Below are 23,318 nucleotides of genomic sequence, written 5' to 3' on the forward strand. Positions count from 1 at the left end.
GCCCTCAGGTCGCTTCGGGATCGTACGGGGTGCCCTCGATGACGGGCGCCTCCGCAGCGCCGCGACTCGCGGTGGCGGCAGCGGCCCCAGCGGCCGCCCCGGAGGCGTCCACCGCGGTGGAGCCGGACAGGGTGGTGGCGCGCTTCGCGGCGTCCCCGACGGAGCGGAAGTCGTCCTCGATGCCGGTGGAGTCCCACGCTTCGCGGACGATGCGGCGCGGGTCGTACTGGCGGGGGTCGTACTTCTTCAGGTCGTCGACCGCGATGCCCATCTCGTCCTCGAGACTGGCCTTCGACTCATCCGCCCAGCGGCGCAGCTTCCTGATGCCCTGCACGGCCTTCTGGGTGTACTCGGGGAGGCGCTGCGGCCCGATGACCACGAGGAACACCAGGATGAGAACCACCGGCTCCCAGCCGTTCAGCCCGAAGATCTGCACGCTTGTCCCACCATTCGTCGAGAAGAGTCCTCGCCATTATGCCAGGGACATCACCGTGCTCGCTGACCAGACGGGCACGTGCGCCGGATCGTGACCCACGGGTGCACTACCCTGGGGACATATCGATCCCGACAGGAAGGCGGTGCGCTCGTGGCGTCCGGAAAGATCGCATCGTGGGCCTTTGGCGAAGAGTTCATCGACGAGGACGAACTGTTCCCCGTCCCCGGGCTGCTGGCCCGTGCCCGCGAGCGCGGCAACGAGCTGGGGGTCGCTCCCCTGCTGCGGGGCGCCGCCGCCCAGCTGCGCACCTCCGCGGCGATGGTGCGCGCCCAGTCGGTGGTGGAGATCGGCACCGGCAGCGGCGTGGGGTCGCTGTACCTGCTCTCCGGGATGACGGCCGACGGGGTCCTCACCACCATCGACTACGAGCGCGAGAACCAGCGGGCCGCCCGGGCGGCGTTCGACGAGGCGGGGATCCGCACGAACCGGGTGCGGACCATCGCCGGCCAGGCCCTGGATGTGGTGTCGCGGCTGTCGGACCGCGCCTATGACATGGTCGTGTTCTCCGCGGACCACCCGCAGGCCGCGCAACTGTTCGCGCAGTCGGCGCGGGTGCTGCGCTCCGGTGGGGTCACGGTGGTGACCAATGTGCTGTTCCATGACCGGGTGGCGGACCCGGTGGCGCGAGATGCGACCACGCAGGCGATCCGGTCACTGCTGCGGGCGGTGCATGACGATGACCAGTTCCTGTCCTCGCTCAGCTCCTCCGGCGACGGTGTGCTGACCGCGGTGCGCCGCTGAACGCAACGGATCCCCCTGGCGGCGAGCCCGGTGCGCGGGCTCAGCGGTCAGGGGGATCCGTTCGTGCGTCAGCGCACGGGAAGTCGAAGGTGAGGCTCAGGCCTTGATGACGCCGTTGAGGGCGTCGCGCAGTTCGGTGGCCTCGTCCTGGTTGATCTCCACGACGAGACGGCCGCCGCCTTCGAGCGGCATGCGCATGACGAGGCTGCGCCCTTCTTCCGTGACTTCCATCGGACCGTCGCCGGTGCGGGGTTTCATAGCGGCCATGTGGGCCCCCTTCATGCTCAGAATCTGCGGACTCGTCCATTATCCGTCATCTTCCTGTGCCTGCCTGTCAGGCATCACAGTGTGATCCGAGCCGCTGTGGGGCCCCGTCGGGCCGCCCCGCACCCGCTCCACCATCGCCTGGTGGTGGGGACGGGGACGCTGCATCCCGTCGGGCAGAACACCCAGGGCGAGAGCGGCGAAGAGGACCGCGGCGAGGACGGCGCAGCCGATGAGCACCCACACCATGGCGGCGCTCCTCAGGCCTTCCGCTGGCCGTCGCGGTACTGGGCGCAGTGCTCCTGCAGCGCCGCATCCACCTCATCGACCGTGTCGCACACGTGGATGAGGTCGAGGTCGCCCGGGGAGATCGCGCCGTAGTCGCACACGGGCCCCCGGATCCAGTCGAGCAGACCCGACCAGTACTCGCTGCCCACAAGGATGAGGGGGAACTTCTGGATCTTGTGGGTCTGGATGAGGCAGAGCGCCTCGAACAGCTCATCGAAGGTGCCGAAGCCGCCGGGCATCACCACGAAGGCGTGGGAGTACTTGATGAAGACCGTTTTGCGGGCGAAGAAGTAACGGAAGTTGACGCCGAGCTCCACGTACTGGTTCATTCCCTGCTCGTAGGGCAGTTCGATGCCGAGGCCTACGCTGACGGCGCCGGAGTCGCGAGCACCCTTGTTGCCGGCTTCCATCACGCCCGGGCCGCCGCCGGTGATGACGGCGAGGCCGCGGTCGCCGATGCGCTTCGCGATCTCGTAGGTCTTCGTGTAGTCCTCATGCTCGGACCGGATGCGGGCGGAGCCGAAGATGGAGACGGCGGGGCCGAGTTCGGCGAGGGCGCCGAAGCCCTCCACGAACTCCGATTGGATGCGCAGCACGCGCCACGGGTCGGAGTGCACCCAGCTGCCGGGTGCGGTCTCTTCGAGGAGGTTCTGGTCGGTGGTGCGGTCGGGTCGCTGGGACCCCCGCAGGACCACCGGGCCCTTGCGGTAGTCGCCGTTCTGCTTGGTCTCTGACATGGCCCCCAGCCTAACGGTCCCGCTCAGCGGCCTGTCAGGAACGATTCGAGCGCCCGGTAGCAGGGATCCAGCTGGTCGGTGCGGATGTGCTCGTCGTCGGTGTGGCACTGCAGCGGGTCGCCGGGCGCGAAGTTGATCGCCGGCACCCCCAGCTGGGTGAAGCGGGCGACATCGGTCCACCCCTGCTTCGCCTCCACGACGGGGTCGCCGCCGCTGGTGCGGCGCAGGGCGTCGGTGAAGGAGCGCACCATCGGGTGGGTGAGGCCGGGCAGGGCACCGGCGGCGGCATCATCCACATCGATGTCGAGGTCGAGGCCGGCGAGGACTTCGCGGACGTGCTCTTCGGCCTGCTCCGGGCTGGTGTCGGGGGCGAAGCGGTAGTTGATGGTGAGGTGGGCGGAGTCGGGGATGACGTTGGTGGCGATGCCGCCGCCGATGCCCACGGCGTTGAGCGCTTCTCGGTACTCCAGGCCGTCGATGACGGCGCGGCGGGCCTCGTAGTCGGCGAGGCGCTGCAGGGCGGGCGCGAGGTCGTGGACGGCGTTGTGGCCCACCCAGTCGCGCGCGGAGTGCGCGGCGGTGCCGGTGGCCCGGGCGATGACGCGCAGCGTGCCCTTGCATCCCGCTTCGATGCCGCCGTTGGTGGGTTCGCCGAGGATCGCGAAGTCCGCCTGCAGCCATTCGGGGCGGGTGGCGGCGATGCGGGTGAGGGAGTTGAGCTCGCTGGCGACCTCTTCGTGGTCGTAGCAGATCAGGGTGATGTCGGCCGACGGGTCCTGCAGCAGCACCGCCGCCTGCAGCATCATCGCGAGCCCGGCCTTCATGTCGGCGGCGCCGCGGCCGGCGAGCTCCTCCACGCCGTTGAGCACCCGCAGGGTCGCCGGGAGGTTGCCCGCGACGGGGACGGTGTCCAGGTGTCCGGCGAGCAGCACCCGGGTGGGTCGGCCGAGGCTGGTGCGGGCGCAGAGGGTGTCGCCGTCGCGCTCCACCGTGAGGTGGTCGCAGCGCTGCAGGACGTCCTCGACGGCGTCGGCGAGAGCGGTCTCATTGCCGGAGACGGATTCGATGTCGATCAGTTGACGAGTGAGGGAGGTGAGGTCGCCGTCGACGGTGAGGAACCGGCCCCTCACGCCGCGGGCCGGAGGTGCTGACTCCGGGTCGGCGACGGCAGGGGCGGGCTCGGTGGGGCGCAGGTCGAGCTCTTCGCCGTCGGCCAGCGGCACGCCTTCGGGTTCGGGTCGCAGCGTCGCGAACGCGGACAGCGTCTCCTCGCGTGCGTCGATGTGCCCCTCGGCGACCAGCAGGCGCTCCACCGCCTGCTCCGCGAGACGCAGCAGGGGCGCGCCGGTGCCGGGCGCCGCCGTGATCGCGCTGCCCGGCTGCGCCGCCGTCACGGGCACGCCGAGGAAGAAGCGGTCCGCCACCGCGTCACCGGCAGCGGTGACCGGGAAGAGGCGCTCGGCCACTTCGATGGATCCGGTGGCGGGTGCATCGTCGGGCTGCGGGGTAGCCAGGCGGGCGTTGACCACATCGCCCCGGCGCACCATCGAGCGGATGAGGGGCGAGGTGTAGGCGTCAAGGTCCACGGCCGGCAGGTGCGCCATGAGCAGGCCGTCGCACAGGTGCGCGGACGTGCCGCCGGCGTGGACGAGGAACCGCCCGGAATGGACGTCCTTGCCGATGTACATGCCGGGGCCGGTGAACTCCACCAGGCCCGCATCCACGAGGGCCAGCAGCTGCTGGCCGCGGATCACCGGCGGCCCGGACGTCCACGAGGCGAGGGCATTGCGCAGGAACCCCTGGATGTCCCGGAGGTAGGAGCCGGTGCTGAAGGCGCCGCGCTCGGCGAGCTTGTTGACCTGGTCCTTCACCGCGGTCAGGGCGCGGAACAGGGCGAGCCAGCGCCCGTCGGGCTCCCGCATGGAGCGCACGGTCGCGGCCCGCAGCACCTCCACGGTGCGGGCGTGGGCGTCCTCCGCGGAGACGGCGCGGCGGCCCAGCGGGAACAGTTCTGCTTCGACGTCGTCGAACTCCGGCGGGGTGAAGCCGCGGGAGGCGAGTGCGTCGGTGAGCTCGCGGAAGATCAGCGGCAGGACGTCGTCCTCGTAGTCGATGCCGTGGACGCGGCCGGACAGCTCGTCGATCACCTCGTCGGTGAGGACGGTGGGGCGGTGCCGCTTCGGCAGGTTCGGGCCCGTGTCCGGCTTCGGCCGGTACACCATGCCGGTGCGCGACCCCACCACCAGCACGGGCTCCCGGCCGCCGGGGACGTAGCGCAGGCCGTGGGGGACGGTGTCGTCGGCTTCGAAGCGGCCGCCGGCGGCCTCCACGATCATGCCGAGGGCGTCGTAGAAGTTCAGGCCCATGCCCTGCACCGCGACCTTCTCCCGGCCGAGGAACTGCTTATAGTCCACATCCAGGGGGTTCGCGGGGGCGGCGAACGCGAGGTCGTGCACGGCGGCGTAGTCCTGGAACGCGCGGGCCCGGATCCCGACCTCCGTGGGGAGGTGCCCGAGCGCGAAGATGACGGAGTCCACCGCGATGCCGATGTGGGACGCGGACGGGTCGCGCGGTTCGATCCGCAGCAGCTGCTCGTCCTCGTCACCGCGCTCGATGTCGCGGACACTCCCCTCGTACTCGCGGATCTCGATGGCGGGCAGGGCTGCGGCGTCCGCGAGCGCCTGTTCGCGGACCGCGGTGATGTAGCGCCCGTGCTGGCGGCGCGGCGCGAAGTCGTCGATCTCGAACCCGTCGGCCTCGCAGAACTGCGCGAACGTCTGCGCGGACGCGGGGATGGGGAACCGCGGCGCGGTGGACTCGTCCGGGTACATTGTGGTGTCGCAGGTGCGGGTGTTCATCAGCAGCGTCTCGGTCTGGTCGCTGCGCCATACCGACCCGCCCGAGTGGACGTACGGGTCGATCAGGTGGACCGTGAGGCTGCCCCGGAATCCGGGCTCCTGCACCGCAGCGACCAGGCGCTCCAGCGCCACCACTCCGCGCGGTCCCGCACCGATGATCGCGATGCTCGTGTGCGTCCCCTCCGGGGCGCGGGGGTCGGCTGCGGGCGAAGCGGTGAGGGGTGCGGAAGTCATACGAATCATCATAGGAAACCGCGATTACACTCAACGCATGACTTCGCGAAACAGCACCCCCAGCACCGCGACCACCGCCCACGGCATCGGACTGGCCACGATGCGCAGCGGCACCGTCCTCGACGTCTGGTTCCCCTCCCCCGTCCTCGCTGCGGAGACTCCCGCCGAGCAGGCCGACGAGATCTGTACGAGCCTTCGGGCCGCCGCCCGCACCGACGAGGCCCGCGGCACCAGCCAGGAGGTCGTGGAGCTGACCATCGACACCGGCGCCGCCCCCGCCTCCACGGCCGACGCCTATCTGCGCCTGCACCTGCTCTCGCACCGCCTGGTGCAGCCCACCACCATCAACCTCGACGGCATCTTCCCTCTGCTGCCGAACAACGTCTGGACCGACCAGGGCCCCTGCGCCGTCGACGGCTTCGAACTGACCCGCGCCCGGCTGCGCGCTGACGGCCGCCCACCGGTCGTGTTCGGCATCGACAAGTTCCCCCGCATGGTCGACTACGTGGTCCCCACGGGTGTCCGCATCGCCGACGCCGACCGGGTCCGCCTCGGCGCCCACCTCGCCGACGGCACCACCGTCATGCACGAGGGCTTCGTCAACTTCAACGCCGGCACCCTCGGCACCGCCATGATCGAGGGCCGCATCTCGCAGGGCGTGGTGATCGGCAACGACTCCGACCTCGGCGGCGGCTCCTCCACCATGGGCACCCTGTCCGGCGGCGGCAGCCAGCGCGTCGCCGTTGGTGAGCGCTGCCTGATCGGTGCGGAGGCCGGCATCGGCATCGCCCTCGGCGACGACTGCACCGTGGAGGCGGGCCTGTACATCACGGCCGGCACGAAGGTGACCCTGAAGGGGGACGACGGGGCGGGCGACACCGTGGTCAAGGCCCGGGACCTGTCCGGCCGCAGCGGTCTGCTGTTCCGCCGCAACTCCGTCACCGGCGCCGTCGAAGCGGTCGCGGATCAGCGGAAGGCGCTGCAGCTCAACGCTGACCTCCACGCGAACTGACCGCGTGACCGGTCGCTGACAGGTCGAGGGTCTCCGGGGCGCTCAGCCACGGGATGAGGGCGAGGCCGCACAGGCCGCCGGTGAGGGCGAACGCCCAGCCCCAACCGGCGGCATCGGCGACCAGGCCGATCAGCACCGGCCCCACGACGGCACCGAGGTCCTGCGCCATCTGGAAGACGGCGAGGACCCGGCTGCCGGACCTGTCCGAGCCGACGACGTCCGCCACTGCGGCCTGCTGACCGGGATTCACCAGCCCCGCCCCCATGCCGGAGACCAGGCAGCAGGCGAGCAGGAACCAGATCCCCAGCTGTTCGGTGAGGGCGAGCGCCGCCATCCCCGCGCCCATCACCGCCAGGCCCGTGATGACGACGGGCCTGCGGCCGTGTCGGTCCACCACCCGGCCAGCGCCCTGCAGCGCCGCCGCGGTGCCGACTGCGGAGACGGCGAGGGCCGCGCCCGCGGCCCAGGCGTCTCCGCGCAGTGAGAACGCCAGCTGCGGCACCACCGCCACCCGCACGCCGAAGTTCGTCCACCCGTTGGCGAGGCCGGAGATCAGTGCGGCGCGGTAGGTGGGGTGCGCGACCGCTTCCTTCGGGGTCATCACCGCCCGGGCGGGCTGACCGGGCTTCGGCCGCAGCGCCTCCGGGCGGATGCCGACGGCCACCACGGCCACGGCGGCGGCGAGCGCGGCGGCGTACACCACGAACGGGGTGCGCAGACCGTAGGAGGCGAGCATGCCGCCGAGGACCGGGCCCACCATGCCGCCGATGAGGAACGCGGATCCGTACGCTGAGCTGACCCGGCCGCGCATTCTCGGTGGGGCGAGCCGCACCAGCAGCGACATCGCGGACACGGTGAACATGGTGGAGCCGATGCCGCCGAGGCCGCGGAACACCAGCAGCTGCACGTAGCTGCCGGCGAACGCCGTGGCGAGTGAGGACAGCGCCACCACGGTCAGGCCGGTGAGGTAGATCCGTCTCTCCCCGAGCCGGGCGGCGAGGGCGCCGCCGGCGGGTGCGAACAGCAGCCGGAACGCCGCGAAGGCGGACACGATGACGGAGGCGCCGGCGACGCCGACGTCGAAGGTGCGGGCGTAGGCCGGAAGCACGGGCGAGACGAGCCCGAAGCCGATGGCGATGACGAAGGCCGCACCGACGAGGACGAGGATCTCCTGGGGGAGCCTTTCGCGGCGCGGCCCGTCACCGGCGCCCCGCCCCGCGGGGCGGACGCTGTGGGTGGGTGTCACTCGGACGGGTTCGCGGCCTCGTGCTTCTTCAGCTCTTCGTGCAGCTCCGCCAGGCGCAGCTCCGAGGTGCCGGTCCGCTCCGACAGCTGGCGGTAGTCGCGCTTGGTCTCACCGGTGTAGATCTGGCGGGGACGGCCGATCTTCGTCTCCGGGTCGGCGACCATTTCGCGCCACTGGGCGATCCAGCCGGGCAGGCGGCCCAGCGCGAACAGCACGGTGAACATCTCGGTGGGGAAGCCGATGGCGCGGTAGATGATGCCGGTGTAGAAGTCGACGTTCGGGTAGAGCTTGCGCTCCACGAAGTAGTCGTCGTTGAGGGCGATCTCCTCGAGCTTCATCGCGAGGTCGAGGCGCTCGTCGTCCACGCCGAGGCGCTCGAGGACCTCGTCGGCGAGGCCCTTCACGATGCGGGCGCGCGGGTCGTAGTTCTTGTAGACCCGGTGCCCGAAGCCCATGAGGCGGATGCCGTCCTCCTTGTTCTTCACCTTCTCCATGAAGGCGCGCGGGGAGATGTCGTTCTCGCGCATCTCATCGAGCATCTTCATCACGGCGGCGTTCGCGCCGCCGTGGGCGGGGCCGGACAGTGCGCCCACACCGGCGGAGATGGAGGTGAAGAGGTTCGCCTGGGCGGAGCCGACGAGCCGCACAGCGGACGTGGAGCAGTTCTGCTCGTGGTCGGCGTGCAGGATCAGCAGCTGCTCCATGGCGCGTTCGATCAGCGGGTCGGCGAGGTAGTCCTCCACTGGGAACGCGAACATCAGGCGCAGGAAGTTCTGGATCAGGCTGCGGTTGTTGTCCGGGTACATCAGCGGCTGGCCGTGCGCCACGCGGTGCGCATAGGCGGCCATGGTCGGCATCTTCGCGATGAGACGGGCGGTGGAGATGCGGACCGCTTCGGTGTCGAACGGGTCGAGGGAGTCCTGGTAGAACGTGGACAGGGCGGACACGCCGGCCTGCAGCACCGCCATCGGGTGGGCGTCGCGCGGGAACGCCTCGAACACGCGCTTGAACGACTCATCGAGCAGGGTGCGCTCCTGGATGGAGACCTCGAAGTTCTCCAGCTGGCTCTTGGTGGGCAGGTCGCCGGTGATGAGCAGGTAGGCGGTCTCCAGGTAGGTGGAGTGCTCGGCGAGCTGCTCGATGGGGATGCCGCGGTAGCGCAGGATGCCCTCGTCGCCGTCGATGAAGGTGATCGCGGACTTCGTGTTCGCGGTGTTCATGAAACCGGGGTCATAGGTGACGGCACCGGTCTCGGTGCGCAGCGGGCCGATGCCGATGCCGGGGTTGCCCTCCACCGCCTCGACGACCGGCAGCTCCATCGAGCCCCCGTTGTACTGAAGCTGTGCCGAGGTCGTCTCTGCCATTTCCGTATCTCCCCTATGTGAACGTGATCGGCCCCCGCACCGGATGGCGCTCTACGGTCGCAGCTGTGACGTGCTGAGTCGGTCAGCCGCGGCACGGATCCGCTCGTCCGATTCGGTGAGGGCAATGCGAACGAAGCTGTTGCCTGCCTCACCATAGAATCTACCGGGCGCGCACAGAATCCCCAAGTCCGCGAGGCGCTCCACGGCGTCGTCACCGCTCATCCCGAAGGACGTCCACAGGTACAACCCGGCCTGGGAGCCGCTCACCTCACCGCCGGCCGCTTCGATGGCGGGCTTGAGCACGTCGCGGCGTGCGCGGTAGACCGCGTGCTGCCGGCCGACGGAGTCCAGGTCAGCCAGGGCGGTCACCATCGCATCCTGGATCGGACCGGGCATCATCATTCCGGCCTGCTTGCGGATCGCGGTGATCTCCGCGATCAGTGCCGGGTCACCGGCGATGAACGCGGCGCGGTACCCGGCGAGGTTCGACTGCTTCGACAGCGAATAGGTGCACAGAAGACCGGTCAGGTCGCCGCCGTTGACGCGGGGATCCAGCACGCTGGGCACCTCGTCCACCGTCCACGGCAGCAGGGCGTAGCACTCATCGCTGGCGATGATGATGCCGCGCTCGCGCGCCCACTCAACGAGGGAGCGCAGCTGCTGGACGTCGAGGACCTCACCGGTCGGGTTGGACGGAGAGTTCAGCCACAGCAGAGCGATCGAGGAGATCTGCTCCTCGGTCAGCGGTGCGGATCCGTCGGCCCCGGAACGGGCCTCGCCGGTGGCGGCGAGGTGCGCGATGTCCACCGGCAGCGGCTGCGCACCGACGAAGCGCGCCCCCATGTCATAGGTCGGGTAGGCGATGTGCGGGAATGCCACGGCGTGCTCGGCTCCGAGGCCGAGCTGGAACGGCAGGTGCGCCACCAGCTCCTTGGAGCCGATGGTGGGCAGGACTCCGTCGGCCCCGAGGCCCGCTGGCGCGCCGCGGTGCTCGCGGGCGAACGCGACCAGGGCGTCCTGCAGCGCGGGAGTGCCGATGGTCTGCGGGTAGCCGTGGGAGTCCGCAGCGGCGGCGAGCGCCTCCTGGATGCCCGACGGGGTCGCATCCACGGGGGTGCCGACCGACAGGTTGACGATGCCGTCGCTGTGGGCGGCGGCCCGGGCCTTCGCCGCCTCCAGGGAGTCCCACGGGAAGTCCGGCAGGCGGCTGGCGAGAGGGCGGCGCACAGTCATGGGCGGATCAGCCCTCGGTGCTCTGCGGCGGCAGGGCCTCGATCAGCGGGTGATCGGCATCGATCACGCCCATCTTCGCGGCACCGCCGGGGGCGCCGATCTCGTCGAAGAACTCGACGTTGGCGTCGTAGTAGGCGGCCCACTCGTCGGGGACGTCGTCCTCGTAGTAGATGGCCTCGACCGGGCAGACCGGTTCGCAGGCACCGCAGTCCACGCACTCGTCGGGCTGGATGTACAGCATCCGGTTGCCCTCGTAGATGCAGTCGACGGGGCATTCGTCAACGCAGGCGCGGTCCTTGAGGTCCACACACGGCTGGGCGATGACGTAGGTCATGGTTGATCCTCTCGAAACAGCGGCGGTCGAGGGCTCGCATCAGGCGGGGCCCTCGGACCATTGTCCCACCGAAACGGTCCTTTTCCAGCGCCGGAGGCGCCGCGCCGGTGTGATGTGCGACCGTCAGTCGGCGGTCGTGGGCCGGGCGGAATGCTCGTGGGCGCGGCGCAGCGCCGCGATCTGCACGGCCCACAGGCCCGCAGCGGCGATCAGCGGGATCAGCACGCCGATCAGCTGGATCAGCCACCCGGAGTACTGCGCCTCGCCGTTGACCTCAGCGGGCATGAGGATGCCGCCGCCGGGGCTCGGCCCGGAGAACATGAGCGCCAGCAGCGCGAACACCGCCGCCAGGATGATCAGCGGGAGCTTGGCATCGAACCAGGCGACCACCAGAACGCATGCGACGACCTGGAACAGGGCGCCGAACGCGAGTCCCCAGGGCACCGTGACGCCGCCGATCTCGGCGCTGACGCGGTGCATCCCGATCAGCACGAAGGCGGAGAGCACGCCGAGCACGGCCCCGGTGGCGAACTGGGCGATGCGCTCCAGTGGTCGACGGGGCGCGCTCGGCGGCTGCGCGGTCACGAGTTCTTGGCGCGCGAGCGGGCGCGGGCGCGCTCGGTCGGATCCAGGTTCACCTTGCGGATGCGGACGATCTCCGGGGTGACCTCCACGCACTCGTCCTCGCTGGCGAATTCGAGGGACTCCTCCAGGGTCAGCTTGCGCGGCGGCACCAGGTTCTCGAAGCTGTCCGACGATGCGGCGCGCATGTTCGTCAGCTTCTTCTCCTTCGTGATGTTGACGTCCATGTCCTCGTTGCGGGAGTTCTCCCCCACGACCTGCCCCATGTACACCTCGGAGGTGGGCTCCACGAAGAACGAGCCGCGCTCCTGCAGGTTGATCATGGCGTACGGGGTGACCGTGCCGGCACGGTCCGCGACCAGGGAGCCGGTGGAGCGGAACTCGATGGGGCCCATCCACGGAGCGAAGCCGTCGCTGATGGAGGCGGCGATGCCGGTGCCGCGGGTCTCGGTGAGGAACCGGGTGCGGAAGCCGATGAGACCGCGGGCGGGCACCACGAACTCCATGCGGACCCAACCGGAGCCGTGGTTGTTCATCGTCTCCATGCGGCCCTTGCGGCTGGCGAGCAGCTGCGTGATGGTGCCGAGGTACTCCTCGGGCGCGTCGATGGTGAGGCGCTCCACCGGTTCGCAGGTGACTCCGTCGATCTCGCGGGTCAGCACCTGCGGCTTGCCGACGGTCAGCTCGAAGCCCTCACGGCGCATCTGCTCCACCAGGATCGCCAGCGCCAGCTCGCCGCGGCCCTGCACTTCCCAGGCGTCGGGGCGCTCGGTCGGCAGCACCCGCAGGGACACGTTGCCGATCAGCTCCTGGTCCAGGCGGTCCTTCACCTGGCGGGCGGTCAGCTTGTGGCCCTTCGCGTTCTTCCCGGCCAGCGGGGAGGTGTTGATGCCGATGGTCATGGAGATCGACGGGTCGTCCACCTCGATCATCGGCAGCGGCTTCGGGTCGTTGATGTCGGTGAGGGTCTCACCGATCATGATCTCCGGGATGCCGGCGACGGCGACGATGTCCCCGGGGCGGGCGGGGCGGGTCATCGGCTCGCGCTTGAGGCCCTTGGTCTCCAGCAGTTCGGTGATCTTCACGGTCTTCATCTCGCCGTGCTGGGTGGCCCAGGCGACCTGCTGGCCCTTGGTGAGCTCACCGTTGAAGATGCGCAGCAGCGCGAGACGGCCGAGGAAGGGGGAGGCGTCCAGGTTCGTGACGTGCGCCTGCAGCGGCATGTCGGTGTCGTAGGACGGCGCCGGGATCGTCTCGATGATGGTCTTGAACAGCGGCTCCACCGTCTCCTCATCCGGCAGTTCGCCGTCGGCGGGCTGGTTGAGGGAGGCGCGGCCGGACTTGCCGGAGGCGTACACGACGGGCACGTCGAGGACGGCGTCGAGGTCGAGGTCGGGGACCTCATCGGCGAGGTCGGAAGCGAGGCCGAGCAGGAGGTCGGTCGCTTCGCCCACGACGTGGTCGATGCGGGCGTCGGGCCGGTCCACCTTGTTGACCACGAGGATCACCGGCAGCTTCGCGGCGAGCGCCTTGCGCAGCACGAAGCGGGTCTGCGGCAGCGGGCCCTCGGAGGAGTCCACCAGCAGCACCACGCCGTCCACCATGGACAGGGCGCGCTCCACCTCGCCGCCGAAGTCGGCGTGCCCCGGAGTGTCGATCACGTTGATGGTGATCCCATCGGGCTCGCCGACGGCGGCCGCGGTGGGGCCGGTGTACCGGATCGCGGTGTTCTTCGCGAGGATGGTGATGCCCTTCTCGCGCTCGAGGTCTCCGGAGTCCATCGCACGCTCGTCGTGCTTCTCGTGGTCGCCGAACGCACCGCCCTGGGTGAGCATGGCGTCCACCATGGTGGTCTTGCCGTGGTCGACATGGGCGACGATCGCGACGTTGCGGAGATCAGTGCGCAGAGTCTGAGTCATGAAGGGCCTAACTGTGGCGTGTGCGAGGGCGCGAGAAGCGCGCCGCGTGGAAGTCTATCGCGGCGCGCTTCTCGTCATCAGAGGCGGGGCGTGTGAAAGAGGCGACTGTCCTCCCCCGCCGGGGCGTCAGCCGTCAGCGCGGTGGGCGGGGGCGCGGTGGGAACCCGTCGGCCGGCCGACGGGGGCCGCCTCCTGGGAGCCGTCCTCGCTGATCGTCTCGGAGCCGGCCAGCGGGATCGAGCCGCCGGGGATGGCGCCGAGCAGACGCTGCGTGTACTCCTGCTGCGGGCTGTGGAACACCTCGTCCGTGGTGCCCTGCTCGACCACGCGGCCCTTCTCCATCACCAGGGTCGCGTCCGCGATCTGGCGCACCACCGCGAGGTCATGCGTGATGAAGATGTAGGACAGGCCGAGCTCCGCCTGCAGGTCGTTGAGCAGCTCGAGGACCTGCGCCTGCACGAGCACGTCCAGAGCGGACACGGCCTCATCGCAGACCACGACCTCCGGGTCCAGCGCCAGAGCACGAGCGATCGCGATGCGCTGCCGCTGACCGCCGGACAGCTCGTTCGGGTAGCGACGCAGCATGGCGGCGGGCAGGCGGACATGGTCCAGCAGCTCGCGCACCTTCTGATCGCGGCTCTTCTTCGATCCGATGCCGTGGATGCGCAGCGGCTCCTCGATCGTGGTGAAGATCGAGTACATCGGGTCCAGAGTCCCGTAGGGGTTCTGGAAGATCGGCTGCATGCGGCGGCGCAGGCCCAGGATGTCCTTGGCCGACTTGATGGATGCGATGTCCCGACCGTCGAATCGGATCTCACCGGAGGTGGGCTCGAGCAGCTTCAGCACCATCTGCGCCACGGTGGACTTGCCCGACCCGGACTCGCCCACGATGGCGGTGGTGGTGCCGCGCTTCAGGTCGAAGGAGACGTCGTCCACCGCGGTGAACGGAGTCGTGCTGAACGGCGAGGCGCCGCGCAGCTGGAACACCTTGGAGAGGTTGCGCACCTCGATGATGTTCTCGCTGACCGCGGGGCTGCCGTCCGTGTCCTCCGCTGCGTGCTCCTGCGCCTGCTCGGCGACCTCCTCGCGCTGGTGGATGGAGGAGAGCCGGCGCGAGGCCAGGGACGGTGCCGCCGCGATCAGTCGCTTGGTGTACGGGTGCTGCGGCTTCTGCAGGATCTCCAGCGCCGGGCCGGACTCCACGATCTGGCCCTTGTACATCACCACGAGGTGCTGGGCGCGCTCGGCGGCGAGACCGAGGTCGTGGGTGATCAGCAGCACCGCCACTCCGAGGTCACCGGTGAGGGTGTCGAGGTGGTCGAGGATCTGCTGCTGCACGGTCACGTCCAGCGCGGAGGTCGGCTCATCGGCGATGAGCAGCGACGGACGCGCCGCCAGGCCCATCGCGATGAGGGCACGCTGGCGCATACCGCCGGAGAACTCGTGCGGGTACTGCCGAGCCCGGCGCTCCGCATCGGGCAGGCCAGCTTCCTCCAGCAGCTGCACGGTGCGCTGACGGATCTCCTGCTTGGAGCCCTTCACGCCGTTGGCGCGCAGCGCCTCGTCGATCTGGTAGCCGACCTTCCACAGCGGGTTGAGGTTCGACATCGGGTCCTGTGGGACCAGTCCGATCTCGCTTCCGCGCAGCGCCATGATCTGGCGTTCGCGCTGGTGCGTGATGTCCTCTCCCTGGAAGCGGACGGTGCCGCCGGTGATCCTGCCGTTCTTCGGCAGAAGGTGGGCGATCGACATCGCGGTGGTGGACTTGCCGGAGCCGGACTCGCCGACGATGGCGACGGTCTGGCCGGGGTACACGGTCAGGGATGCGCCGCGGACGGCGTTGACGTCACCGCTGGAGGTGGAGAACGTGATGTCCAGATCGGAGATCTCCAGCAGCGGTGCAGTGGTGGTGGTCGTGCTCATCTGCTTCTCGTCCTCGCGGCTCATCGCTTCTTCGCCTTCGGGTCCAGGGCATCGCGGACGGCGTCGCCGAGCATGATGAAGCTCAGCACCGTCACCGCCAGGCCGATCGACGGGTACATCAGCTGCATCGGGTGGGTGGTCAGGGACGTCCTCGCAGTGGAGATGTCACCGCCCCAGCTCACGACGGTGGGCGGCAGGCCCACACCGAGGAACGACAGGGTCGCCTCCGCCACGATGAACACGCCGAGGTTCACGGTCGCGGTCACGATGATCGGCGCGAGCGCGTTCGGCAGCACGTGCCGCATCAGGTTGGAGAACCTCCCGGCGCCCAGCGCTGTGGACGCCATGACGAACTCCTGGCTCTTCACCCCGATGACCGCGCCGCGGGTGATGCGGGCGATGTTCGTCCAGCCGAACACGGACAGCACGAGGATCACCACCCAGATCGAGTCGATGCCCTGGAAGCGGGCGCCGATGACGATCGCACCGAGGATCAGCGGGATGGCGAAGAAGACGTCGACCACGCGGGAGACGATCTCATCGACCCAGCCGCCGACGTACCCGGCGAGAGCACCGATCGCGGCGCCGATGAGGGTGGAGCCGATCATGGTGAAGAAGCCGACGATCACCGAGGTGCGGGTGCCGTGGATGACGCGGGAGAAGATGTCGTAGCCCTGACGGCTGGTGCCGAAGGGGTGCTCGCCGCTCGGGTCCTGGTTGGCGTTGGCGAGGGAGCCCGCCGTCGGGTCCTGCGAGGTGAACACCCCGGGGAACGCGACCACGAACAGGATGAAGGCGATGAGGATCGCCGAGACGATGAACACCGGGTCGCGCAGCAGCGAGTGCGCGGCCTGGCGCCACATGGAGCGCGGGGTGCTGGTGTCGTCGAACGCGTCGACGTCCTTCAGCGGCGTCTCCGACAGCGGCGCGGTGTAGTGCTCCTGACCCGGGTGGGGGGCGGCGGTGCGGCGCTCGGGGGACATGGACTGGCTCTGGTCACTTCTTGGCATAGCGGATCCTCGGGTCGAGAACGGCGTACAGCACGTCGACGATCAGGTTGGAGATCAGGAAGATGATCACCATGAGCGTGACGACGCTGACGGTGGTCGGGCTGTCGCTGCGCTGCAGGGCGCGGAACAGCAGCGAGCCGACTCCGTTGATGTTGAAGATGCCCTCGGTGACGATCGCGCCGCCCATGAGGGCGCCGAGGTCGGCACCGATGAAGGTGACCACGGGGATCAGGGAGTTGCGCAGGATGTGCTTGGACACCAGGGCGCCGGAGGACAGGCCCTTCGCCTTCGCCGTGCGGACGTGGTCGGCCGGCACGTTCTCGGCGACGCTGGTGCGGGTCAGGCGCAGCACGTACGCGAACGACACCGCACCGAGCACGGTCGCCGGCAGCAGCAGGTTCATGAACGACGGGTCGTTGCCGACGTTCACCGGCACCAGCTTCAGCTGGACGCCGAGGATCACCTGCGCCACGAAGCCGATGACGAAGGTCGGGACTGCGATGACCAGAAGCGAGAGCATCAGGAAGGTGGTGTCGATCCACGTGCCCTTCTTCAGGCCGGCGATGACACCGGCGACGATGCCGAAGATCGCTTCGATGATGACAGCCATGATCGCGAGCTTCGCGGTGACCGGGAACGCGCGTCGGATGTCGTCGATGATGGGACGTCCGGAGAGGTTGAGGCCGAAGTCGCCCTGGATGACTCCCACGATGTAGAGGAACCATTGGACGAGGATGGGCTTGTCGAGGTTGTACTGGGCGCGCAGCTGCGCCTCCACCGACGGCGGCAGTGCCTTCTCGCCCGCGATCGCCTGGATCGGGTCCGAGCCGGTGGAGAACATCATCAGGTAGATGAGCAGAGTGGCACCCAGGAACACCGGAATGATCTGCAGCAGTCGCCGCCCGATATACCAGAGCACAGGGATGGGCCTTCTCTTGGGGAACAGGGACAGTCGCCCGCGGCAGGGTCTCCGCTTTGAGCAACTGCCATATGATGCCGGACACGTCGCCCCTTTGACCAATCCGCCTGGTCAGACCACCGATCTCCCCGGGCCGGCGTCGCCTCAGTATCCTCCAGGAGGCATCCGGATCCGGAGGCGACAATGGCGCCATGACTGAGAACACCGCTCCTGCCTCCCCTGTGGACCCCACCACCACCGATGCCTGGCGCGCGCTCGAGCAGCACGACGCCGAGCTCTACGGCTCCCTGCGCGAATGGTTCGAGTCCGATCCCGAGCGCACCCGGAAGCACTCCCACAGCGCCGGCGATCTGTTCGTCGATCTCTCCAAGAACCTGGTCACGGATGAGACCGTCGGCCTCCTGCTCCGCCTCGCCGAGGAGACCGGCGTGCTGCAGCGTCGCGACGCCATGGTCCGCGGCGAGCACATCAACACCACCGAGGACCGCGCTGTCCTCCACACCGCGCTGCGCCGCCCCGCCGGCGCCTCCCCCGCCCTCGAGGTCGACGGCCAGAACATCGACGAGGACGTCCATTCAACGCTGGATCGGATCGCCGAGTTCGCGCGCGCAGTCCGCTCCGGCGAATGGACCGGCGTCACCGGCAAGCGGATCGAGACAGTGGTGAACATCGGCATCGGCGGCTCCGACCTCGGCCCCGTCATGGTGTACGAAGCGCTGCGCCCCCTCGCCGACGCCGGCATCAGCGCCCGCTTCATCTCCAACATCGACCCGACGGACGTCGCCCAGACCACCGAGGACCTCGATCCGGAGACCACCCTCGTCATCGTCGCCTCCAAGACCTTCACCACGCTGGAGACCATCACCAACGCCCGCCTGGTGCGGACCTGGCTGTTGGACGGCCTCGCGGCGAAGGGCGTCGGCGAGGACCGGCGGGACGATGCGGTCGCGAAGCACTTCGCCGCGGTCTCCACCGCCCTGGACAAGGTCGAGGAGTTCGGCATCGACCCGAAGAACGCCTTCGGCTTCTGGGACTGGGTGGGCGGGCGCTACTCGGTGGACTCCGCGATCGGAACCTCGCTGGCCATCGCACTCGGCCCCGAGGTGTTCGCCGAGCTGCTCGCCGGCTTCCACACCATGGACGAGCACTTCCTCACCGCCGCCCCCGAAGAGAACGTGCCCCTGCTGATGGGCATGCTGAACATCTGGAACGTCAACTTCCTCGAGGCGGAGACCCACGCGGTGCTGCCGTACTCGCAGCTTCTGCACCGCTTCCCCGCCTACCTGCAGCAGCTCACCATGGAGTCCAACGGCAAGTCCGTGCGCTGGGACGGCACCGCCGTCACCTGCGAGACCGGCGAGATCTTCTGGGGCGAGCCCGGCACCAACGGCCAGCACGCGTTCTACCAGCTGATCCACCAGGGCACCCGGATCATCCCCGCCGACTTCATCGCCTTCGCCGAGCCGAACCACCCGCTGAAGGACGGCGAGACGGACGTCCACGAACTGTTCCTCGCGAACTTCTTCGCCCAGACCAAGGCACTCGCATTCGGCAGGACCGCTGAGGAGGTCGAGGCGGGCGGCACCGAAGGGGCGCTGGTGCCGGCGCGGATGTTCTCCGGTGACCGTCCCACCACCTCGATCATGGCGCCGAAGCTGACGCCGAGCACGCTCGGTCAGCTGATCGCGCTGTACGAGCACATCACGTTCGTGCAGGGCGCGGTGTGGGGCATCAACAGCTTCGACCAGTGGGGCGTGGAGCTCGGCAAGCAGCTCGCGAAGGACCTCGCGCCGGCGGTCAGCGGTGACCAGGCGGCAATGGAGGCCGAGGACCAGTCCACGCGCGCTCTGATCGAGTTCTACCGCGGCTCCCGCCGCTGACTGGGGCGCCATGAAGATCGGCATCCTCACCTCCGGCGGCGACTGCCCCGGCCTCAACGCAGTGATCCGCGGAGCGGTCCTCACCGGCGACACCGTGTACGAATCGGAGTTCGTGGGCTTCGTGGACGGCTGGCGCGGCGTGGAAAGCGGGGAGGTGATCCCGCTTCCGCGCCGAAAGGTCCGCGGCATCGGCCGCACCGGCGGCACGATCCTCGGCACGTCCCGCTGGAACCCGTTCCACGGCGGGGCCGACGGAGCCGCTGCAGTCGCCCGGTCCATGGAGGAGACCGAGGTCGACGCCCTCATCGCCATCGGCGGCGACGGCACCCTGTTCACGGCCCACCGGTTGGCGCAGCGGGGAATCCCGATCGTCGGGGTGCCGAAGACCGTCGACAACGACCTCGATGCCACGGACTACACGTTCGGGTTCAACACGGCGGTGGAGATCGCAACGGAGAGCCTCGACCGACTGCGCACCACGGGCGACTCCCACCACCGCTGCATGGTGGCGGAGGTGATGGGCCGATCCGCCGGCTGGATCGCGCTGCACTCCGGGATGGCGAGCGGCGCGCACGTCATCTGCATCCCGGAGTTCCCGCTGTCGATCCAGGAGATCTGCGACTTCGTCACCGCCCGGATGCGGCGCCAGCCGCGCCGCTCCCCTCTGGTGGTGGTGGCGGAGGGGTTCACACCGTCGGACGCGTCCGAGTCGTTCAGCGACTACGAACTGGACGAGTTCGGGCGGCCCGTCCTGGGCGGGGTGGCGCAGAAGCTCGCGCCGATCATCGAGGAGCGCACCGGGATCGAATCCCGAGCCACGGTGCTCGGCCACATTCAGCGCGGCGGTGCGCCCACCGCATACGACCGCATCCTGGCGACCCGCTTCGGCATGGCCGCGGTGCAGCTGGTGCACGCGGGAGCGTTCGGCCGGATGGTGTCGCTGCGGGGGACGTCCGTGGTGGACGTTCCGCTCAGCGACGCGATCGATTCGGTGAAGACGGTGCCGCGGGAACGGTGGGATGAGGTGCGGCGGCTCTTCGGCTGACCGCACCGAACGAACCTGATATCTTGACCTCAAGACATTTCCGAGTTGGCAGGGACCTGCCAGAACCAGGAGTTGCGATGTCCCGCATCATCTACACCCGTACAGACGAAGCCCCGATGCTCGCCACCGCATCGCTCCTGCCGATCATCGACGGCTTCACCGACCAGGCCGGGGTGGAGGTGCAGACCCGCGACATCTCCCTCGCCTCCCGCATCCTCGCCGCTTTCGCCGATGTCCTCCCCGAGGACCAGAAGGTGCATGACGCCCTCGGTGAGCTCGGCCAGCTGGTGAAGGACCCGTCGGCCATCATCATCAAGCTGCCGAACATCTCGGCCTCCGTCCCGCAGCTCACCGCCGCCATCCGGGAGCTGCAGGCCGACGGGTACGACCTCCCGGACTACCCCTCCTCCCCTACCACGGACGAGGAGAAGGACGCCCGCGCCCGCTACGACGCCGTCAAGGGCTCCGCCGTCAACCCGGTGCTGCGCGAGGGCAACTCGGACCGCCGCGCGCCGCAGGCGGTGAAGAACTTCGCGAAGGCCCACCCGCATTCGATGGGCGAGTGGTCGGCCGAGTCCCGCACCAGCGTCGCCACCATGGACGGCAGCGACTTCCGCTCCAACGAGACCTCCCACGTCCTGGAGAAGGACGACACCCTCACCATCGTGCACGTCGCCGCCGACGGCACCGAAACCGTGCTGAAGGAGAGCCTGCCGGTGCTGGTGGGCGAGATCATCGACTCCACCGTCATGGACGCCGCCGCGCTCGATCAGTTCCTCACCGAACAGATCGCTGAGGCGAAGAAGCGGGGCGTGCTGTTCTCCCTGCACCTGAAGGCCACGATGATGAAGGTCAGCGACCCGATCCTGTTCGGCCACACGGTGCGCGCCTTCTTCCCCGCCCTGTTCGAGGAGTGCGGGGACGCGCTGCAGAAGGCGGGCCTGTCCGCCAACAACGGCCTCGGCGGCATCCTCGGCGGCCTCGACCAGCTCGATGACGCCACCGCTCAGCGCGTCTGCGACCTCGTCCAGCAGGGCCTCGAGGAGGGCCCCGAGCTCGCGATGGTCGACTCCGACAAGGGCATCACGAACCTGCACGTCCCCTCCGATGTCATCGTGGACGCGTCCATGCCGGCGATGATCCGCGCCGGCGGCACCATGTGGGGCCCGGACGGCACCGAGAAGGACACCCTCGCGGTCCTGCCGGACTCCTCCTACGCCGGCGTCTACCAGGCCACCGTGGAGGACTGCCGGACGCACGGCGCGTTCGACCCCGCCACCATGGGCACCGTCCCGAACGTCGGCCTGATGGCGCAGAAGGCGGAGGAGTACGGCAGCCACGACAAGACCTTCGAGATCGCCTCCGACGGCGCCGTCGAGATCCGCACCGCCGCCGGGGACGTCCTGCTCCGCCAGGAGGTGAGGACCGGAGACGTCTTCCGCTCCTGCCAGACGAAGGACGCCCCGATCCGCGACTGGGTGCAGCTCGCCGTGCGCCGCTCCCGCGAGTCCGGCATGCCCGCCGTGTTCTGGCTGGACGACTCCCGCGCGCACGACCGCGCCCTCATCGAAAAGGTGACCGCCTACCTCGCCGAGGAGGACACCGACGGCCTCGACATCCGCATCCTCGACCCGGTCTCCGCCACCCAGCACACGCTGGATCGGGTGCGCCGCGGCGAGGACACCATTTCCGTGACCGGCAACGTGCTTCGCGACTATCTGACGGACCTGTTCCCGATCATGGAGCTCGGCACCAGCGCGAAGATGCTGAGCGTGGTGCCGCTGATGAACGGCGGCGGCCTGTTCGAGACCGGGGCCGGCGGCTCCGCCCCGAAGCATGTGCAGCAGCTGGTGGAGGAGAACCACCTGCGGTGGGACTCCCTCGGTGAGTTCCTCGCCCTCGCGGAGGCGCTGCGGCACCTCGCCCGCACCACGGACAATGAGCGTGCGCGCATCCTCGCGGACGCCCTGGACCGCGCCACGGAGACCCTGCTGAACGAGGGCCGCAGCCCGAGTCGCACCACCGGGGAGGACGACAACCGCGCCTCCCACTTCTACCTGGCGATGTTCTGGGCCGAGGAGCTCGGCCGGCAGGACGATGCGGAGGTCGCGGCCCTGTTCCAGCCGATCGCCGAGAAGCTGCGCGCCGGCGAGGAGATGATCCTCAACGAGCTGAACAGCGTGCAGGACTCGGCCGTGGACATCAAGGGCTACTACTTCCCGGACCAGGACGCCGTCTCCGCCGTGATGCGCCCGTCCACCACGCTGAACACCATCATCGACGCTCTGCGCACCCGCTGATCACGCAACCAGCGCCGTGAGCAGAACCAGGCGCCGCCGCACTGGCCGATGGGCCGGGACGGCGGCGCCTGCGCTTTCTCACATGACCTGACGAGCCAGGGCGACGAGCGCGACCACGATGATGACGCCGCGCATCAGCCATTCGGGGATGCGCTTCGCCAGGTGCGCCCCGAAGGAGGAGCCGATCAGGGAACCGACCCCGACGACGAGCACCCCGAGCCACACGACGGGGGCGTCGAACACCACGAACGCGACGAGGTACACCAGGGCCGCGCACACGTTCACGATCAGGGACAGCAGGTTCTTGATGCCGTTGACCGACCGCATCTGTCTCCCCGTGAACGACCCGAGGAACGCCAGGTACAGGACGCCCTGCGCGGCCGTGAAGAACCCCCCGTACAGGCTGGCGCCGCTCATCGCGGCGATCAGTCCCGGGCTGCGGAGGCGGCGGGCGGCGAGCTCGTCCCTGTCGGCCTCCCCTCCCCCACCGGAAGCGGAGCGGGCGCGCACGCGCCGGGCGATCAGCGGCTGGCAGACCACGAGCACCAGCGCCACCACGATGAGGACCGGCACCACCCAATCGAGGACGTCGGAGCCGGTGACGAGCAGCAGACCGGCACCGGCGAGCGCCGCGATCGTGGTGGTGACCATCAGCGGCTTCAGGTGCGGCAGATCCTCGCGGATCTCGCGGCGGTAGCCGGCGACGGCGCCGATGGTGGAGAACACCATGCCGATGGTGTTGGTGCGCACGGCGGCGCCGGGCGGGACCTCCATCGCCAGCAGGACGGGGAGGGTGAGGAGGGACCCGGAGCCGACGGCGGCGTTGATGGCACCGGCGACGACTGCGGCGACGGCCAGGAGCACGAGGGAGAGCGGATCCATCGCTTCACCATAAGCCGCGGAGACAGGGAACGGCCCGGCGGTCGATCAGTG

20 protein-coding genes are annotated in these 23,318 nt (G+C 69.4%); 5 read left to right on the forward strand and 15 right to left on the reverse strand.

Features of this window, described 5'->3' with window-relative positions; genetic code table 11:
• Positions 1–4: 4 nt before the first annotated feature.
• Entirely contained in the window at positions 5–436 is a 432-nt protein-coding gene (locus FHX50_RS05265; RefSeq protein ID WP_183375080.1) for a twin-arginine translocase TatA/TatE family subunit, read from the reverse strand.
• A gap of 150 nt (positions 437–586) precedes the next feature.
• Here FHX50_RS05265 and FHX50_RS05270 point away from each other — a divergent pair, with 150 nt between their 5' ends.
• A complete protein-coding gene (locus tag FHX50_RS05270; RefSeq protein ID WP_183375081.1) occupies positions 587–1,237 on the forward strand; it encodes an O-methyltransferase in 651 nt (216 codons plus the stop codon).
• 96 nt (positions 1,238–1,333) lie between these two features.
• On the opposite strand, the gene FHX50_RS05275 is transcribed toward FHX50_RS05270, so the two are convergent.
• From FHX50_RS05275 to dapE, 4 genes are read right to left on the reverse strand one after another with little or no spacing between them, the layout of a single operon-like run.
• Complete coding sequence (locus FHX50_RS05275; RefSeq protein WP_183375082.1) at positions 1,334–1,504, reverse strand: DUF3117 domain-containing protein; 171 nt, start codon at positions 1,502–1,504, stop codon at positions 1,334–1,336.
• 39 nt (positions 1,505–1,543) lie between these two features.
• Positions 1,544–1,750 carry a hypothetical protein gene (locus FHX50_RS05280; protein WP_183375083.1) on the reverse strand — a complete coding sequence of 69 codons (207 nt, stop codon included), beginning with the start codon at positions 1,748–1,750 and terminating at the stop codon, positions 1,544–1,546.
• Positions 1,751–1,761: 11 nt separating this feature from the next.
• The gene (locus FHX50_RS05285; protein WP_183375084.1) at positions 1,762–2,526 is read right to left on the reverse strand and encodes an LOG family protein; all 765 of its coding nucleotides are present in this window, start codon (positions 2,524–2,526) and stop codon (positions 1,762–1,764) included.
• Positions 2,527–2,549: 23 nt separating this feature from the next.
• Positions 2,550–5,618 (reverse strand): succinyl-diaminopimelate desuccinylase, encoded by a 3,069-nt coding sequence (dapE, locus tag FHX50_RS12350; protein WP_343064046.1) that lies wholly within the window; start codon positions 5,616–5,618, stop codon positions 2,550–2,552.
• 37 nt (positions 5,619–5,655) lie between these two features.
• On the opposite strand from dapE, the gene dapD reads away from it, so the two are divergent.
• On the forward strand, positions 5,656–6,630 hold the full coding sequence (dapD, locus tag FHX50_RS05300) for a 2,3,4,5-tetrahydropyridine-2,6-dicarboxylate N-succinyltransferase (protein ID WP_183375085.1): 975 nt from the start codon (positions 5,656–5,658) through the stop codon (positions 6,628–6,630).
• Here dapD and FHX50_RS05305 read toward each other — a convergent pair.
• The 9 genes from FHX50_RS05305 to FHX50_RS05345 form a co-directional block, all read right to left on the reverse strand.
• A complete protein-coding gene (locus FHX50_RS05305; protein WP_183375086.1) occupies positions 6,605–7,876 on the reverse strand; it encodes an MFS transporter in 1,272 nt (423 codons plus the stop codon). The genes dapD and FHX50_RS05305 overlap by 26 nt on opposite strands.
• Entirely contained in the window at positions 7,873–9,240 is a 1,368-nt protein-coding gene (locus FHX50_RS05310) for a citrate synthase (RefSeq protein ID WP_183375089.1), read from the reverse strand. The genes FHX50_RS05305 and FHX50_RS05310 overlap by 4 nt, the downstream gene beginning before the upstream one ends.
• Positions 9,241–9,291: 51 nt before the next feature.
• The gene (gene dapC, locus FHX50_RS05315; RefSeq protein ID WP_183375091.1) at positions 9,292–10,473 is read right to left on the reverse strand and encodes a succinyldiaminopimelate transaminase; all 1,182 of its coding nucleotides are present in this window, start codon (positions 10,471–10,473) and stop codon (positions 9,292–9,294) included.
• Between the two features lie 7 nt (positions 10,474–10,480).
• The gene (fdxA, locus tag FHX50_RS05320) at positions 10,481–10,807 is read right to left on the reverse strand and encodes a ferredoxin (protein ID WP_183375093.1); all 327 of its coding nucleotides are present in this window, start codon (positions 10,805–10,807) and stop codon (positions 10,481–10,483) included.
• Between the two features lie 123 nt (positions 10,808–10,930).
• Positions 10,931–11,392: a hypothetical protein gene (locus FHX50_RS05325; RefSeq protein ID WP_183375095.1), complete on the reverse strand. Its 462-nt coding sequence runs from the start codon at positions 11,390–11,392 to the stop codon at positions 10,931–10,933.
• Positions 11,389–13,308 carry a translational GTPase TypA gene (typA, locus tag FHX50_RS05330; RefSeq protein ID WP_183375097.1) on the reverse strand — a complete coding sequence of 640 codons (1,920 nt, stop codon included), beginning with the start codon at positions 13,306–13,308 and terminating at the stop codon, positions 11,389–11,391. The genes FHX50_RS05325 and typA overlap by 4 nt, the downstream gene beginning before the upstream one ends.
• A gap of 126 nt (positions 13,309–13,434) precedes the next feature.
• Positions 13,435–15,255 (reverse strand): dipeptide ABC transporter ATP-binding protein, encoded by a 1,821-nt coding sequence (locus tag FHX50_RS05335; RefSeq protein ID WP_246370668.1) that lies wholly within the window; start codon positions 15,253–15,255, stop codon positions 13,435–13,437.
• Entirely contained in the window at positions 15,252–16,241 is a 990-nt protein-coding gene (locus FHX50_RS05340; protein WP_183375099.1) for an ABC transporter permease, read from the reverse strand. Before FHX50_RS05340 ends, FHX50_RS05335 begins: the two co-directional genes overlap by 4 nt.
• Positions 16,228–17,160: an ABC transporter permease subunit gene (locus FHX50_RS05345; RefSeq protein WP_183375101.1), complete on the reverse strand. Its 933-nt coding sequence runs from the start codon at positions 17,158–17,160 to the stop codon at positions 16,228–16,230. The genes FHX50_RS05340 and FHX50_RS05345 overlap by 14 nt, the downstream gene beginning before the upstream one ends.
• A 191-nt stretch (positions 17,161–17,351) precedes the next feature.
• On the opposite strand from FHX50_RS05345, the gene pgi reads away from it, so the two are divergent.
• The 3 genes from pgi to FHX50_RS05360 all read left to right on the forward strand — a co-directional run bounded on the left by pgi (position 17,352) and on the right by FHX50_RS05360 (position 22,385).
• Entirely contained in the window at positions 17,352–19,040 is a 1,689-nt protein-coding gene (pgi, locus tag FHX50_RS05350; RefSeq protein ID WP_183375103.1) for a glucose-6-phosphate isomerase, read from the forward strand.
• Between the two features lie 10 nt (positions 19,041–19,050).
• A complete protein-coding gene (locus tag FHX50_RS05355; RefSeq protein ID WP_183375105.1) occupies positions 19,051–20,085 on the forward strand; it encodes an ATP-dependent 6-phosphofructokinase in 1,035 nt (344 codons plus the stop codon).
• Between the two features lie 77 nt (positions 20,086–20,162).
• Positions 20,163–22,385, forward strand: a complete 2,223-nt coding sequence (locus FHX50_RS05360) for an NADP-dependent isocitrate dehydrogenase (RefSeq protein WP_183375107.1) — start codon at positions 20,163–20,165, stop codon at positions 22,383–22,385.
• 78 nt (positions 22,386–22,463) lie between these two features.
• On the opposite strand, the gene FHX50_RS05365 is transcribed toward FHX50_RS05360, so the two are convergent.
• Positions 22,464–23,267, reverse strand: a complete 804-nt coding sequence (locus FHX50_RS05365) for a sulfite exporter TauE/SafE family protein (protein WP_183375109.1) — start codon at positions 23,265–23,267, stop codon at positions 22,464–22,466.
• Between the last annotated feature and the right edge of the window lie 51 nt (positions 23,268–23,318).

Origin of the sequence: Helcobacillus massiliensis, assembly GCF_014191425.1 — a bacterium.
Taxonomy (GTDB): domain Bacteria; phylum Actinomycetota; class Actinomycetes; order Actinomycetales; family Dermabacteraceae; genus Helcobacillus; species Helcobacillus massiliensis.

What these genes read in the sequence shown, in the direction of transcription:
- fdxA (WP_183375093.1), bottom strand. Translation starts at nt 10,807, where the DNA reads ATGACCTACGTCATCGCCCAGCCGTGTGTGGACCTCAAGGACCGCGCC.
- FHX50_RS05310 (WP_183375089.1), bottom strand. Translation starts at nt 9,240, where the DNA reads ATGGCAGAGACGACCTCGGCACAGCTTCAGTACAACGGGGGCTCGATG.
- FHX50_RS05340 (WP_183375099.1), bottom strand. Translation starts at nt 16,241, where the DNA reads ATGCCAAGAAGTGACCAGAGCCAGTCCATGTCCCCCGAGCGCCGCACC.
- dapC (WP_183375091.1), bottom strand. Translation starts at nt 10,473, where the DNA reads ATGACTGTGCGCCGCCCTCTCGCCAGCCGCCTGCCGGACTTCCCGTGG.
- typA (WP_183375097.1), bottom strand. Translation starts at nt 13,308, where the DNA reads ATGACTCAGACTCTGCGCACTGATCTCCGCAACGTCGCGATCGTCGCC.
- pgi (WP_183375103.1), top strand. Translation starts at nt 17,352, where the DNA reads ATGACTGAGAACACCGCTCCTGCCTCCCCTGTGGACCCCACCACCACC.
- FHX50_RS05335 (WP_246370668.1), bottom strand. Translation starts at nt 15,255, where the DNA reads ATGAGCCGCGAGGACGAGAAGCAGATGAGCACGACCACCACCACTGCA.
- FHX50_RS05355 (WP_183375105.1), top strand. Translation starts at nt 19,051, where the DNA reads ATGAAGATCGGCATCCTCACCTCCGGCGGCGACTGCCCCGGCCTCAAC.
- FHX50_RS05285 (WP_183375084.1), bottom strand. Translation starts at nt 2,526, where the DNA reads ATGTCAGAGACCAAGCAGAACGGCGACTACCGCAAGGGCCCGGTGGTC.
- dapD (WP_183375085.1), top strand. Translation starts at nt 5,656, where the DNA reads ATGACTTCGCGAAACAGCACCCCCAGCACCGCGACCACCGCCCACGGC.
- FHX50_RS05275 (WP_183375082.1), bottom strand. Translation starts at nt 1,504, where the DNA reads ATGGCCGCTATGAAACCCCGCACCGGCGACGGTCCGATGGAAGTCACG.
- FHX50_RS05280 (WP_183375083.1), bottom strand. Translation starts at nt 1,750, where the DNA reads ATGGTGTGGGTGCTCATCGGCTGCGCCGTCCTCGCCGCGGTCCTCTTC.
- FHX50_RS05360 (WP_183375107.1), top strand. Translation starts at nt 20,163, where the DNA reads ATGTCCCGCATCATCTACACCCGTACAGACGAAGCCCCGATGCTCGCC.
- FHX50_RS05365 (WP_183375109.1), bottom strand. Translation starts at nt 23,267, where the DNA reads ATGGATCCGCTCTCCCTCGTGCTCCTGGCCGTCGCCGCAGTCGTCGCC.
- dapE (WP_343064046.1), bottom strand. Translation starts at nt 5,618, where the DNA reads ATGACTTCCGCACCCCTCACCGCTTCGCCCGCAGCCGACCCCCGCGCC.